Origin of the sequence: Streptomyces sp. NPDC046831 (genome assembly GCF_040645305.1) — a bacterium.
Taxonomy (GTDB): domain Bacteria; phylum Actinomycetota; class Actinomycetes; order Streptomycetales; family Streptomycetaceae; genus Streptomyces.
Window position 1 is genome coordinate 1 of record NZ_JBEYXZ010000036.1, and the last position, 14,281, is coordinate 14,281.

The 14,281-nt window shown below is 74.5% G+C and carries 10 protein-coding genes and 2 pseudogenes; 1 reads left to right on the top strand and 11 read right to left on the bottom strand.

Features of this window, described 5'->3' with window-relative positions:
- Nucleotides 1-192 precede the first annotated feature (192 nt).
- The gene (locus tag ABZ920_RS25290; RefSeq protein ID WP_361509225.1) at nt 193-1,356 is read left to right on the top strand and encodes a PQQ-dependent sugar dehydrogenase; all 1,164 of its coding nucleotides are present in this window, start codon (nt 193-195) and stop codon (nt 1,354-1,356) included.
- Between the two features lie 34 nt (nt 1,357-1,390).
- Here the strand turns inward: ABZ920_RS25290 and ABZ920_RS25295 are convergent.
- From ABZ920_RS25295 to gatC, 11 genes and pseudogenes are all read right to left on the bottom strand, one after another.
- A pseudogene (locus tag ABZ920_RS25295) lies at nt 1,391-1,770 on the bottom strand (zinc ribbon domain-containing protein); the annotation flags it as partial.
- 5 nt (nt 1,771-1,775) lie between these two features.
- Nucleotides 1,776-4,895 carry an AAA family ATPase gene (locus ABZ920_RS25300; RefSeq protein ID WP_361509228.1) on the bottom strand — a complete coding sequence of 1,040 codons (3,120 nt, stop codon included), beginning with the start codon at nt 4,893-4,895 and terminating at the stop codon, nt 1,776-1,778.
- A 152-nt stretch (nt 4,896-5,047) separates the two neighbouring features.
- On the bottom strand, nt 5,048-5,302 hold the full coding sequence (locus tag ABZ920_RS25305; RefSeq protein WP_361509376.1) for a hypothetical protein: 255 nt from the start codon (nt 5,300-5,302) through the stop codon (nt 5,048-5,050).
- 122 nt (nt 5,303-5,424) lie between these two features.
- Entirely contained in the window at nt 5,425-6,168 is a 744-nt protein-coding gene (locus ABZ920_RS25310; RefSeq protein WP_361509231.1) for a hypothetical protein, read from the bottom strand.
- Nucleotides 6,169-6,252: 84 nt separating this feature from the next.
- Nucleotides 6,253-6,822 carry a GNAT family protein gene (locus ABZ920_RS25315; protein WP_361509234.1) on the bottom strand — a complete coding sequence of 190 codons (570 nt, stop codon included), beginning with the start codon at nt 6,820-6,822 and terminating at the stop codon, nt 6,253-6,255.
- A complete protein-coding gene (locus ABZ920_RS25320; protein WP_361509237.1) occupies nt 6,800-9,037 on the bottom strand; it encodes an MMPL family transporter in 2,238 nt (745 codons plus the stop codon). The genes ABZ920_RS25315 and ABZ920_RS25320 overlap by 23 nt, the downstream gene beginning before the upstream one ends.
- A 238-nt stretch (nt 9,038-9,275) precedes the next feature.
- Nucleotides 9,276-9,515: pseudogene (locus ABZ920_RS25325) on the bottom strand (hypothetical protein); the annotation flags it as partial.
- A 632-nt stretch (nt 9,516-10,147) separates the two neighbouring features.
- On the bottom strand, nt 10,148-11,662 hold the full coding sequence (gene gatB / locus ABZ920_RS25330) for an Asp-tRNA(Asn)/Glu-tRNA(Gln) amidotransferase subunit GatB (RefSeq protein WP_361509240.1): 1,515 nt from the start codon (nt 11,660-11,662) through the stop codon (nt 10,148-10,150).
- 15 nt (nt 11,663-11,677) lie between these two features.
- Nucleotides 11,678-11,917 (bottom strand): hypothetical protein, encoded by a 240-nt coding sequence (locus ABZ920_RS25335; protein WP_361509243.1) that lies wholly within the window; start codon nt 11,915-11,917, stop codon nt 11,678-11,680.
- Nucleotides 11,914-13,413 (bottom strand): Asp-tRNA(Asn)/Glu-tRNA(Gln) amidotransferase subunit GatA, encoded by a 1,500-nt coding sequence (gatA, locus tag ABZ920_RS25340; RefSeq protein WP_361509245.1) that lies wholly within the window; start codon nt 13,411-13,413, stop codon nt 11,914-11,916. The genes ABZ920_RS25335 and gatA overlap by 4 nt, the downstream gene beginning before the upstream one ends.
- 6 nt (nt 13,414-13,419) lie before the next feature.
- Nucleotides 13,420-13,716 (bottom strand): Asp-tRNA(Asn)/Glu-tRNA(Gln) amidotransferase subunit GatC, encoded by a 297-nt coding sequence (gene gatC / locus ABZ920_RS25345; protein WP_361509248.1) that lies wholly within the window; start codon nt 13,714-13,716, stop codon nt 13,420-13,422.
- Between the last annotated feature and the right edge of the window lie 565 nt (nt 13,717-14,281).

The following is a 14,281-nucleotide window of genomic DNA, read 5'->3' on the forward strand; positions in this document are numbered from 1 at the left end:
GCGGCGCGGCCGCCCGGCCGCCGGGCCCCCCGGGGGGGGGGGGGGGGCCCGGCCGGCCGGTTCGGCGCCCGCCGCGGCCACCGCCTCGGCCGGGCGGGAACCCGCCAACCGCGGGCGTCCGATCGCGGCGTCCGGGAACCTGGGGAGCGGGAGCGGAGTAGGACAGGGAGAACCCGCGGCGTCGAAGGGACCATGATCGTGCAACGTCGAGCTGGGGCGGCCGTGCTGGCCGCGACCGCGCTGCTGCTCACGGCCGGCTGCTCCTCCGGCGGCGGGGCGTCGCCCGCGGGAGGCAGCACCACGGCCCCCAGCCGTACGGCCGCGGGGGCACCGCCCTCGCAACAGGGCGAGGAGACGGCGCCCGCCAAGGGTTCGGTGACCGTGCTGCGCACGGTCGCGGAGGGCCTGAACTCCCCCTGGGGTCTGGCCCCGCTGCCCGAGGGCGACCTCCTCGTCTCCTCCCGCGACGAGGCGACGATCACCCGGGTCGACGGCACGACCGGGGCGAAGACCGAGCTGGGCAGGGTGCCCGGGGTGTCGCCGGAGGGCGAGGGCGGCCTGCTCGGCATCGCCCTCTCCCCCGACTACGCCTCCGACCACATGGTCTACGCCTACTTCACCTCGGCCTCGGACAACCGCGTCGTCCGCATGCTGTACGACGGGAAGAAGCCGTCCGGGGAGCAGCTGGGCGCGCCGGACACGGTCTTCAAGGGCATCCCGAAGGGCGTCATCCACAACGGCGGCCGGATCGCCTTCGGTCCCGACGGGATGCTGTACGCGGGCACGGGCGAGAGCGGCGACCGGGGCCTGAGCCAGGACACCGGGTCGCTCGGCGGCAAGATCCTGCGGCTGACCCCCGAGGGCGAACCGGCTCCGGGCAATCCGTTCCGCGGCTCCCCGGTCCTCTCCTACGGCCACCGCAACGTGCAGGGGCTGGCCTGGGACGGCAGACAGCGCCTGTTCGCCTCGGAGTTCGGCCAGAACACCTGGGACGAGCTGAACGCGATCAGGCCGGGCGGCAACTACGGCTGGCCGGACGCGGAAGGCCGTTCCGGCAACCCGAAGTACCGTGACCCCCTCACCCAGTGGCGCACGGACGAGGCCTCGCCGAGCGGCATCGCGTTCGCCGCGGGGTCCCTCTGGACGGCCGGGCTGAAGGGGCAGCGCCTGTGGCGCGTCCCGTTGCGGGGCGCGCAGGCGTCCGCCCCCGCGCAGGCCTTCCTGACCGAGCGGTACGGCCGCCTGCGGACGGTCGTCGCAGCGGGCGACCGGCTCTGGCTGGTCACCAGCAACACCGACGGCCGGGGCGACCCCCGGCGGGGCGACGACCGGATCCTGGAACTGCGGGTGACTTGACATCCTCTCCCCGCTGACGGGGGGAGATTCCCGCCTACCGCGCCGTTGAAGGCTGCGGTGTCGAGTGGGTTCCTGCTTCGCCGCGCGGTGCGGGCGCGGGTGCCCGTCTTACCTGCGCTCCACAGGCTGACACGGCCAGTCCGGCCGCCTTGGCGACGTTGACCGCCGCATTGATGTCCCGGTCGAGGACCGCCCCGCACGCCCCGCAGGTCCACTCGCGGACGTGTAGGGGTTTGGGACCGTCCTTGAGGCCGCATGCGGAGCACACCTGAGACGTCGGCTCGAAGCGGCCGATCCGGATGAAGGTGCGCCCGTACCGGGCGGCCTTGTCTCCAGCATGGTCACGAACGCCGACCGTCCGGCGTCGTGGACGGACTTGGCCAGGCGCGTGCGGGCGAGTCCCTTCACCGCCAGGTGGATCAGCCCGCCGTGCGGGCGGGGAGGGTGTCGGGGAACAGTCCCAGGCGGTGCGCGACCGCCGCCGCCTCGCCCCGTCCGGAGACACCCAGCTTCGCCAGGATGTTCGACACGTGCACGCTGGCCGTCTTGGGCGAGATGAACAGTTCCTCGGCTATCTGGCGGTTGGTGCGGCCGACGGAGACCAGGCGCAGGACGTCCCGTTCCCGGCTGGTCAGGCCGAGCGATCCGGCGGGGTCGTCGGCCTCGGGTCCGCGACGCGCGGCCGGGGCGAGGGTGAGGCGGGCGCGCTGGGCGAGCCGGCCGACGGAGTCGGCGAGCGGACGGGCGCCCAGGTGCTCGGCCACGGCGTGGGCCAGCCGCAGCAGCTCCGTGGCCCGCTCGCGCCCGTCCTCGTCGGCGGCCGGACCGCCCTGGCCTCCGGCCCGGGGCGTGAGCAGGGCCTCGGCCAGGCGGTACCGCACGCGGGCGAGGTCGTACGGGCGCTCCAGCGGTTCGAAGGCGGCGACGACCTCCGCCCAGTCCTCGGGGTCGCCGCGGCCCTCGGCGCGCAGCAGTTCGGCGCGCACCCACCGCGCGTGGGCCTGCCAGAGCGGCACGTTGGCGGCGAGGGACCTGGCGGCCTGTCCGATGCGTTCGAGGACGCCGGCGCGTCCGGCGCCGGCCGCGGGCAGGCCGGCCCCGCGGCTCTCCACGGTGGCGGCGGTGACCAGCAGCGGCCAGCCGTAGCGCTGGGTGCCGGGCGGGAAGCCGGCGTCCAGGGCGCGGGCCAGTTCGGCGCGGGCGTCCAGGAGGCGGCCCTCCCCCGCGGCGACGCCGACGGCGATGCGGGACAGCGGCAGGCAGTGCTGGGGCGCGTCGGAGTGGGTGCCGAAGTGACCGCGGGCGGCGTGCAGTTGACCGGCCGCCTCGGTCAGGTCACCGCGCGCGAGGGCGAGTTCGGCCCGGATGCGCGCGTGGAAGCCGCGCGGCTGGGCGCTCTGGCCCACCCGCTCGGACCGGGTGGCCGCCTCCACGGCCTCGTCCCAGCGGCCCAGGCTGTACAGGGACTCGGCGAGGTTGCCCCACACCCAGGCCTCGTGGTCCAGGTAGCCGAAGCGCCGGGTGTACGCGAGGCCCTCCTCCATGAGCGGGACCGCCTCACGGGACCGTCCGATCCCCTCCAGCTCGGAGGGCAGGTTCACGTAGGAGCGGCCCGCGACGGCCGACAGGCCCTCCTCGACGGTGCGCCGGTTGACCTCGTACATCTCGGCCAGCCCCGCCTCGATGTCGCCGGCCTCGACCATCAGTCCGCCGAGGGTGAGGCGCGCGCTCATCTCGATCTCCGAGGCGCCCACCATGCGCGCGTACTCCACGGCCCGCTCGGCGGCGGAGAAGGCGTCGGGGCCGGGGGCGTGCACCATGGACCAGTTGGCGACGTTGGCCAGTACCTCGGCGTGCACCTCGGACGGCGGCAGGCCGCGCACCAGGTCCTGGGCGGTGGCCAGTTCCTGCCGGCCGTCGCCCAGCGCCCTGGACTGCACCAGCCGGGAGCGCTGGACCCAGAACCAGGCGGCGCGCAGGGGGTCTCCCCCAGCCGCGCCGTGTGCGGGGTGCGCGGAGGGGTCGCGGTCGTCCTCCAGCAGGCGCAGCGCCCGCTTGGTGATCTTCAGTGCGCGTTCGCGTTCCCCGCAGAAGCGGCCGGCGACGGCGGCCTCGGCCATCAGGTCGAGGTAGCGCAGGGGGGTGGTGGCGGGGTCGCAGCCGCACGGCGGGTAGACCTCCGTGTAGTCGACGGGGCGCAGGCGGGCCCGGACGGCGTCGGGCGCGGCGTCCCACAGGTTCATCGCCCGCTCCAGCAGCCGCAGTTGCTCGCTGTAGGCGTGCCGGGCGCGGGCCGCGACGGAGGCGTCCAGGACGGCGGGCAGGGCCTTGGCGGGGTCGTGCGCGTGGTACCAGTAGCTGGCCAGCCGCATGACGCGCTGGTCGGCGGGGACGAGGGCCGGATCGGCCTCCAGCGCCTCGGCGTAGCGGCGGTTGAGGCGGGAGCGCTCGCCGGGCAGCAGGTCGTCGCTGACCGCCTCGCGGACCAGGGAGTGGCGGAAGCGGTAGCCGTCACCGGTGGGCGCGGCGATGAGGAGGTTGGCGTTCACCGCCGCGCGCAGTGCCTCGATGAGGTCGTCCTCGCCGAGCCCGGCGACGGCGGCGATGAGCCGGTACTCGACGGTGGAGCCGCCCTCGGCGACGATCCGGGCGATCCGCTGCGCCGGCTCGGGCAGTTTCTCGACCCGGACGAGGAGCAGGTCGCGCAGGGAGTCGCTGAGGCTGGTGCGGCAGCCCTCGTGCGCGGCGACGGCGAGTTCCTCGACGAAGAAGGCGTTGCCGTCGGAGCGCTCGAAGATCTCGTCGACCTGGACGGGATCGGGCTCGGCGGCGAGGATGCCGGCGATCTGGCGGCCCACCTCCTGCCGGTTGAACCGGGCGAGTTGGATCCGGCGGACGGTGCGCAGCCGGTCGAGTTCGGCGAGCAGGGGCCGCAGCGGGTGCCGGCGGTGGATGTCGTCGGAGCGGTAGCTGGCCAGGACGAGGAGGCGGCCGGAGCACAGCGTGCGGAAGAGGTAGGCGAGGAGGTGGCGGGTGGAGGCGTCGGCCCAGTGCAGGTCCTCCAGCGCGACGACGACGGTGTGCTCGGCGGCGACGCGTTCCAGCAGGCGCGCGGTGAGTTCGAAGAGGCGGGCCATGCCCTCCTCGTCGTGCCGGCCGGGCCGGCGGGCGGTGGCCGGCACGCCCAGTTCGGGCAGCAGCCGGGCCAGTTCCTCCTCCTGGCCCGCGGCCGCGGCGGCCAGGTCGTCGGGCAGCTCGCGGCGCAGGGCGCGCAGCGCGGCGGAGAACGGGGCGAAGGGCAGCCCGTCGGCGCCGATCTCCACGCAGCCGCCGAGCGCCACGACGGCGCCCCGGCGGCGGGCGGCGGCGGCCCACTCCTCGATCAGGCGGGTCTTGCCCACTCCGGCCTCGCCGCCGAGCAGCACCGCCTGCGGCTCGGCCGCCGCCGCCCGGGCGAGCGCTTCGTTCAGCGTGTCCAGCTCTTCGGTGCGGCCGACGAACACGGGACTGACGGACCTGGTCTCCACAGCCCTGAGCATCGCACGCCCCCCGGACGGCACGGCACCGGTTTTCCCCTGTGCGGACGGGCGGTGCGGCGTGACGTCCGCGGGGAGGGCCGCCGCCCCGGGGCGCCCGCCGGGAGCGTGCGGAAGGCCGGCCCCCGTACGGCCGGCCTTCCCTCCCGCGGTGCTCACGCGGCCCGGGTGAACCGGTGCCTGCGGGCAGGCCGGCCAGGGGTCCGTGCCTCAGGGTCCCGGCGGGCGGCCGCGCGCCGTCCGCGCACCGCCTCGCGGACCAGGCGTTCGTAATCGGCCCGGCGGCGCAGCTCCGCGGCGCGCATCTGCTGCAGCTCGTACTCGAACATGGTCTCTCCCGTGGTGGAGGGGGCCGGCGTCGTCCGCCGGCGGTGTCCCTCACCCTCGTCCGCCAGGGGGGTGCGCCACATCGGGAGAGTTCCGCATCTTCGCGGGGGGCGGGGCCGTGAGGGGGGCCTTAGGGACTGTGCGGGGGTCCTCAGACCGCCGCGCGTCCGGCTCCGGCGGGACCCCTCGTCCGGCCGGGTGCCTCTCAGCTCGCGGAGGGCAGGCCGAGCAGGACGTCGGTGTACTTCAGGACGGCCAGCAGCAGCCCGATGACGCCGAGCACGACGCCCGCCCAGGCGACCGACTTGATCCACGGCGCCTGCGGCCGGCCCGGAGCGCCGAACGCGGGCCGGGCGAGGACCACCACCCCGACGATCAGCGCCACCAGGGCGAACAGTCCGCTCCACAGCGCGGTCGCGTGCCAGGCGTCGCCGTAGATCTCCTTGATCTGCCGGGCGACGCTCGCGGAGGACGACGTCTGCAGCTGGCCGATGAGCTGCTCGCGCGCCCCGGCCACGGTGCCGAGCCAGCTGCCGGTGAGCGAGACGGTGCCGAGCGCGGCGGCGACGACGGCGCCCGCGCCCTGGCCGGCCCCGGACGGTCCGGCCTCGGCGGTGCCGGCGTCGGTGCCGTCGGTGCCGGCTCCGTCGACGTCCTTCCCGTGGGTGCCTGCCCCGCCGGTGCCTGCCCCGCCGGTGCCTGCCCCGCCGGCGTCGGCTCCGTGCGCGCCGACGCCGGCGGCGCCGGTCCCCTCGGCGCCGGGGCGCGGGGCATCGGGGCGCGAGGCGCCGGCGCCTTCGGCGGCCGCGGCGCTCCCGGCGCCCTCCGTCTCGGCCCGGATCACCCCGCCGCCCTGGCCGGGCTCGGTGGCGCCCGCCGTCCCCTGCTCGTTCCTCACCTCGGCCGCCCCGTTCGCGGCTCCGGTCCCGTCTGCACTCTTGCTACCCATGCTTCTCACGGTACGGACGATGTCTGAGAGGCGCCTAAGGACCACCGCTCCCTGAGCGGCGGACCGGCCGGGCCGCCGGGTGGGTCAGCCGTCCCGTCCGGCCCGCGCGCGGGCCTGGGCCCACTCGGGCGCGAGCACGGACCACACCTCGATGTCCTGGCGCTCGCCCCGGTAGGGATGGTGCGCCCGGAGCACGCCGTCGCGGGTCATGCCCAGGCGGCGCGCCACGGCGACGCTCGGCTCGTTGGCCGAGGACGCGCACCACTCGACCCGGTGCATCCCCCGCTCGCCGAACGCCCAGTCGATGAGCACCCGCGCCCCCCGGGTGACGAGCCCGCGTCCGGTGCCGGCCGGCTCCAGCCAGCAGCCCAGCTCGCAGGTGCCGGTGGCGGCGTCGAAGACGCGGAACAGCAGGCCGCCCACCAGCCTCCCGTCCAGCCACAGCCCGTGCAGGAAGCCGCTGTCGGCGGCGCGCTTGTCGGCGTACGACTGCAGGACGGCGCGCGCGGAGCCGACGTCCGTGGCCGTCGAGCCGAACGGGACATGGCGGGTGATGAAGTCGCGCCCGCGGTCCAGGTGCGCCAGGAACTCCTCGGCGTGCCAGGGTTCCAGGGGGCGCAGTTCGGCGTCGTCATCCAGGGAGATCGCGTACATCCTGCGGCCGCTCCTTCGCCAGTACGGCCGCCACCTCGGCGTCCGTCGCGGCGGCCAGCCTCTCATGGGCGGTCCGGCACTCGGGCGGTTCGATGCTGATCCGCGGCAGCACGCGGTCGAGCCGGCGCGGCAGCCACCAGTTGGCGGCGCCGAGCAGGTGCATCAGGGCGGGCACCAGGAGGGTGCGCAGGACGAAGGCGTCCAGGGCGACGGCGGCGGCCAGCGCGATGCCGAACATCGCGATGACGCGGTCGCCGCTGAGCACGAAGGCGAGGAACACCGAGATCATGATGACCGCGGCAGAGTTGATCACGCGGCTGGTCTCGGCCAGGCCGACGCGCACGGCCACCCGGTTGTCGCCGGTCTCCAGCCACTCCTCGTACATCCGGCTGACCAGGAAGACCTGATAGTCCATGGAGAGCCCGAAGAGCACGGACACCATGATCACCGGCAGGAACGGCTCGATGGGCCCCGCACGTCCGAGGCCGAGGAGTTCGCTCCCCCAGCCCCACTGGAAGATCGTGACGACCACGCCGAAGGCGGCCGCCACGGCGGCGACGTTCATCGCGGCGGCCTTGAGGGGGATGCCGACGGACCGGAAGGCGAGCAGCAGCAGGACGCAGCCGAGGCCGATGACGGCGCCGACGAAGAGGGGCAGCTTGCCGACGATGACGCCGGCGAAGTCGTCGTAACCGGCGGTGACCCCGCCGACCTGCACGTCGAGCGAGGTGCCGGTCTCGGCGCGCGGCAGCACGTCGGTGCGCAGCCGGTCGACCAGGTCGCTGGTCCGCTCCGACTGCGGCGCGGAGTCGGGGACGACGGTGAGGTAGGCCGTGTCGCCCCCGGTGTTGTACGTCACCGGGGTGACCGCGGCGATGCCCTCGGTGCCGCGCAGGCCGGCGCCGAGGTTGTCCAGGGCGAGCCGGTCCTCGGCGCCGTCGACCCGCGTCACCAGGGTCAGGGGTCCGTTGACGCCGGGTCCGAAGCCCTCGGCGATGAGGTCGTACGCCTTCCGCGTGGTCGTCGCGGCGGGGTCGTTGCCCTGGTCGGAGGTGCCGAGGCGGAGGGAGAGGGTGGGCAGGGCCAGGACGGTGACGACCACCAGGGCGAGGGCGCCGAGCAGCCTGGGGTGGCGCTCGACGAAGGCCGACCAGCGGGCGGCGAACCCGGTGGGCACCTCCGGCTCGGGCCCGTGCTCGGCCAGCCTGCGCCGCTCGCGCCGGCTCAGCGCGCGCGGCCCGATGAGGGACAGCAGGGCGGGCAGCAGGGTGACGGAGGCCGCCACCGTGAGGATCACGGTCAGGGACGCGGCGACGGCGACCCCGTTGAGGAACTGCAGGCGCAGGATGAGCATGCCCAGCAGGGCGATGCACACGGTCGCGCCGGCGAAGACGACGGCCCGACCGGTGGTGGCGACGGCGTTGGTGACCGCCTCGTCGACGCCCAGACCACGTCTCAGGCCGCGCCGGTGCCGGGTGACGATGAACAGCGCGTAGTCGATGCCGACGCCGAGCCCGATCAGCAGGCCGAGCATGGGCGCGAAGTCCGCGACCGTCATGGCGTGGCCCAGCAGTCCGATGCCCGCGTACGCGGTGCCGACGCCGACCAGGGCGGTGCCGATGGGCAGCGCGGCCGCGGCGAGCGAGCCGAAGGCCAGGAGGAGCACCACGGCGGCCACGACGACGCCGACGATCTCGGCGACGTGTGAACCGGACGACCGGCCGGCGACGGCGGTGCCGCCCACCTCCACCTGGAGCCCTTCGGCTGCGGCCGCCCTGGCGGTGTCGGTCACGGCCCGCGACTCGGCCGGGGTGACGTCCCCGCCCGGGTCGAAGGTGACGGTCGCGTACGCCGTCCGGCCGTCGGCGCTGATCTGGCCCGTGCCCTGCGCCTTGTACGGGCTGGCCACGGTGGCCACGCCGGGCAGGTCCGCGATCCGCTCCAGGGTCCGGGTCATCGTCTGCTCGACGTCGGCGGCGCGCACGGAGCCGGGCGCGGTGTGCCAGACGACGGTGTCGCTGTCACCGCCCAGGCCGGGGAAGCCCCTCTGCAGCAACTGGGTGGCACGGCCCGACTCGGTGCCGGGCACCTCGTAGTCGTTGGAGTAGGCCGAACCGGCGACGGCGCCGGCCGCGGTGACCCCGGCGAAGGTGAGGAGCCAGAGCAGAACGGCGGCGAGCCGGTGCCGAACACACCAGCGTGCAAGGGCTGCCATGAACGTGCCCCCAGAGTGATGGTGGTGCATCTTTGACCGGGAACACGACTTGCAGTGAACGGCCCGCCAAGAACGCTTGAGCAGTCCGGATTCTTGCAGGCCAAAAAGATCATTTGCGGCATTAGTGGTGCTCTTCACAGGCGTAAGAGCTGCCTAAACGCCTGGTGGGGGCGGCTGGCGCCCCGCTGCGCGTGCACCGTCGGCCGGCGCGGGGTGCCTGGACCTGGAGCCGGGAGGTTCAGTCGAACTGGTCCCCGAGAGCCATCACCATCACCCCCGCGATCAGCAGCCACAGCGCCCGCCGGGTGCGGCCCCGAAGGCCGAGCACCGCGGCCACGGCGCAGACGGCGGCCCCGGCGGCGTAGGCGGCGGGCACCAGGGCGGGGGACGCCCCGGCGAAGCGCAGCAGCGAGGCGGCGAGCCCGGCCAGGGCCAGCAGCGCCCCGGCCCCGGCCGCCGTCCAGCGGGCCCGCCGGGCGTCCTCGACCGGGTCGTCGGTGTCGTCGTCGGAGCCGGCCGCGTGGTCGTCGGCGGCATGGGCGTCGGCGGCATGGGCGTCGTCTGCGGCGGCGTCAGCCTCGCCTGTGCCGTCGGCGGCGGCGCCATCGGCCTCGTCCGTCTTCCCGGCGTCGGCGTGATCGGCCTCGTCAGGGTCGTCGGCGGCTTCAGGGGCCTCGGCGTCGGCCTCGTCCGTCTCGCCTCCGTCGGCGGCGACCGGCCTGCCCGTGTCGTCCGTGCCGTCATCGGCGCCGTGTCCGCCGGGGTCCCCGGCACGGCTCCCGGCCCGGTGCCCGCCGGCGCGCTCAGTGCCGTCGCCGGCCCGGCGCCCCCCGGCGTCCCGCGGGTCGCGTACGCCGGCACCCTCGACGTTGTCCCCGTCGGATATCCCGGGGTGCGTTTCGGAATCGGCGCGTCCATTCATGCCGCGCGAGCGTACCGCCTCGGACCGGGGACACCGGATCCGGGTCCGGTCCGGGACACAGGGACGGCGGCATGCCGAGGGGGACGCACCGGGTGTGGTGCGTCCCCCTCTGCTCGGGCCGGCGGGCCGGCTGGGGCCGCCGGACGACGATCCGGCCGGCCCCGGGCGGCGCGCGGCGCCGCGTGGGCTCAGCCCTCGCCGACGCCCAGCTTCTCCAGGATCAGCTCCTTGACCCGGGCGGCGTCGGCCTGGCCGCGCGTCGCCTTCATCACCGCGCCGACCAGGGCGCCGGCCGCCGCCACCTTGCCACCGCGGATCTTGTCCGCGATGGCCGGGTTGCCCGCGATCGCCTCGTCGACGGCGGTGGTCAGCGCACCCTCGTCGGAGACGACCTTCAGGCCGCGCCTGTCGACGACCTCGTCCGGCTCGCCCTCGCCGGCGAGGACGCCCTCGATGACCTGGCGGGCCAGCTTGTCGTTCAGGTCGCCGGCGGCGACCAGCTCGGTCACCCGGGCGACCTGCTTCGGCGTGATCGCCAGCTCGTCCAGGGCCTTGCCCGACTCGTTGGCGTTGCGGGCGAGCTCGCCCATCCACCACTTGCGGGCGGCGGCCGCGTCGGCGCCGGCCTCGATCGTCGCGACGATCGGCTCCAGCGCGCCGGCGTTGAGGATCGCCTGCATCTCGGTGGCCGAGACGCCCCACTGCTCGCGCAGCCGGTTGCGGCGCACCAGGGGCAGCTCCGGCAGCGAGGCCCGCAGCTTCTCGACCCACTCACGCGACGGCGCGACGGGCACCAGGTCGGGCTCCGGGAAGTACCGGTAGTCCTCGGCCTCCTCCTTCACGCGGCCCGAGGTCGTGGACCCGGTGTCCTCGTGGAAGTGGCGGGTCTCCTGGACGATCGTGCCGCCGCCGCTCAGGACGGCCGCGTGCCGCTGGATCTCGTAGCGGGCGGCGCGCTCCACCGACCGCAGCGAGTTGACGTTCTTCGTCTCGCTGCGGGTGCCGAACGTGTCGCTGCCCTTGGGCATGAGCGACAGGTTCACGTCGCACCGCATCTGGCCCATCTCCATCCGGGCCTCGGACACGCCGAGGGCCCGGATGACCTCGCGCAGCTCGCGGACGTACGCCTTGGCCACCTCGGGGGCGCGCTCGCCGGCGCCCACGATCGGCTTGGTGACGATCTCGATCAGCGGGATGCCGGCGCGGTTGTAGTCGAGCAGCGAGTAGTCGGCGCCGTGGATACGGCCCGTCGCACCGCCCACGTGCGTGGACTTGCCGGTGTCCTCCTCCATGTGGGCGCGCTCGATCTCCACGCGGAAGGTCTCGCCGTCCTCCAGCTGCACGTCGAGGTAGCCGTCGAAGGCGATCGGCTCGTCGTACTGGGAGGTCTGGAAGTTCTTCGGCATGTCCGGATAGAAGTAGTTCTTCCGGGCGAAGCGGCACCACTCGGCGATCTCGCAGTTCAGTGCGAGGCCGATCCGGATGGCGGACTCCACGCCGGTCGCGTTGACGACCGGGAGGGAGCCGGGCAGGCCGAGGCAGGTCGGGCAGGTCTGCGAGTTCGGCTCCGCGCCGAGCGCGGTCGAACAGCCGCAGAACATCTTGGTCCTGGTGCCGAGTTCGACATGGACCTCGAGGCCCATGACGGGGTCGTACGACGCCAGCGCGTCCTCGTACGACACCAGGTCGGTCGTGGTGGTCACGGTGAAACTTCCCTCTCAGCCCAGCAGGACGTCGTCGTCGCCCAGCCGCTTCAGCTCGCGGTAGAGGATGGCCAGGCCGGTGACGACGCCGGCGGCGGTCACGACGGCGTCGATCAGCCGCAGCGTGTCGTTCTCGACGCGGGCCTTCTTGATCTGCTTGGCGACGCCGATCGCGCCGAACGCGGTGGCGGCCATGGACATGTACGTACCGGACTTGGACTTCTTGAAGCCCTTGGCCTTGGTCAGTGCACTCACAGCGACGGAGCCTCCTCGAGCAGCGGGTGCCCCCACTTTTTCACGAAGGCGGCCTCGACGGCGGCCCCCACCTTGTACAGCCGGTCGTCCTGCAGAGCCGGGGCGATGATCTGCAGGCCCACCGGCAGGTTGTCCTCGGGCGCCAGGCCGCACGGCAGCGACATGGCCGCGTTGCCCGCCAGGTTGGTCGGGATGGTGCACAGGTCCGCGAGGTACATCGCCATCGGGTCGTCGGCGCGCTCGCCGATCGGGAAGGCGGTGGTCGGGGTCGTCGGGGAGACGATCACGTCGACCTGCTCGAACGCCGCGTCGAAGTCCTGCTTGATCAGCGTGCGGACCTTCTGGGCGCTGCCGTAGTAGGCGTCGTAGTAGCCCGAGCTCAGCGCGTACGTGCCGAGCATGATGCGGCGCTTGACCTCGGCGCCGAAGCCGGCCTCGCGGGTCAGCGAGGTGACCTCCTCGGCGGAGCGGCTGCCGTCGTCGCCGACCCGCAGGCCGTAGCGCAGGCCGTCGAAGCGGGCCAGGTTGGAGGAGCACTCGGACGGCGCGATCAGGTAGTACGCCGACAGGGCCAGGTCGAAGGACGGGCAGTCCAGCTCGACGATCTCCGCGCCCAGCTCCTTCAGCAGCTCGACCGACTCGTCGAACCGCTGGACGACGCCGGCCTGGTAGCCCTCGCCGCGGAACTGCTTGACGACGCCGACGCGCATGCCGGCGACCGAGCCGTTGCGGGCGGCCTCGACGACCGGCGGGACCGGGGCGTCGATGGAGGTGGAGTCCATCGGGTCGTGCCCGGCGATCACCTCGTGCAGCAGGGCCGCGTCCAGGACGGTGCGGGCGCAGGGCCCGCCCTGGTCGAGGGAGGAGGAGAAGGCGACCATGCCGTGGCGGGAGACCGCGCCGTAGGTCGGCTTCACACCGACCGTGCCGGTGACGGCGGCCGGCTGGCGGATGGAGCCGCCGGTGTCCGTGCCGATGGCGAGCGGGGCCTCGTAGGAGGCGAGGGCGGCGCTCGAACCGCCGCCGGAGCCGCCCGGGATCCTGGTGAGGTCCCAGGGGTTGCCGGTGGGGCCGAAGGCGCTGTTCTCGGTCGAGGACCCCATGGCGAACTCGTCCATGTTGGTCTTGCCGAGAATCACGACGTCGGCGGCCTTCAGGCGCTGGGTGAGCGTCGCGTCGTAGGGCGGGATCCAGCCTTCGAGCATCTTCGAGCCGACGGTCGTCGGCACGCCCTCGGTGGTGAAGATGTCCTTCAGCGCCAGCGGCACGCCTGCCAGCGGGCCGAGCTTCTCGCCGCGCGCCCGCTTCTCGTCGACGGCGCGGGCCTGCGCCAGGGCGCCCTCGCGGTCGACGTGCAGGAAGGCGTGCACCTTCTCGTCGACGGCCTCGATCCGGGCCAGATGGGCCTCGGTGACCTCGACGGCCGTGAGCTCGCCGGAGGCGATCCTCCCGGCGATCTCGGCGGCCGTGAGCTTGATGATGGGGCTGTCCGTCATGGCGGGTTACTCCTCCCCCAGGATCTGCGGCACCCTGAAACGCTGCTGCTCCTGGGCCGGGGCGCCGGACAGCGCCTGCTCGGGGGTGAGCGACGGACGGACCTCGTCCGCGCGCATGACGTTGGTCAGCGGCAGCGGGTGGGAGGTCGGCGGTACGTCTCGGTCGGCGACCTCACTGACGCGGGCCACCGCGCCGATGATGTCGTCCAGCTGTCCCGCGAAGTGGTCGAGCTCTTCGGGCTTCAGCTCCAGACGCGCCAGCCGGGCGAGGTGGGCGACCTCCTCGCGCGTGATGCCAGGCATGCAGCGATCCTCTGGGGTGAGTGTGTGTGGTTCGGGCCTAGGGCCTGTCGTCACCTTCCCGGCTCGGCGGGGCGGCGGGCGTGCGGGCCAGGCGTCGCGCGGCGGTCCGGAAGGTGGCGTCAGGCCCCAATCCTATGGGGCCGCGCCCGGTGTGCGTGAAACGGTTTCCCCCGCGTCCCCCGGCCGGGACGTCCGGCGCCCGTCCGGGCCCCCGCCGTGGGGAACGTGCGGCCGCCACGGAAGACGGCGGCCCTGGGGGTTTCGGCACGCCCGACCGGCGCGGCCCGGCGGGTCACCGGTGGCCGGGCGGCGCGGCCGGACGCGGGTCGGCTGGTCACCACCCGTGGGGCGGCCGGCAGGGCCAGGGGCCGGGCGGGTAGCCAGCGGCACAGCCGGGCGCGGGTCGGCAGATGAGCGCCGGGCGGGTGGCGCAGCCCAGGGCGACGGGCAGACCGCCCCTCGCGCGAACAGCACAGCCCGGCGCAGGTCGGCAGGTCACTCGCGGGGCGGACGACACGGCCGGGCGGCGCCGGAGGCCGGGCGCCGAGCGATCGGCACGGCCGGG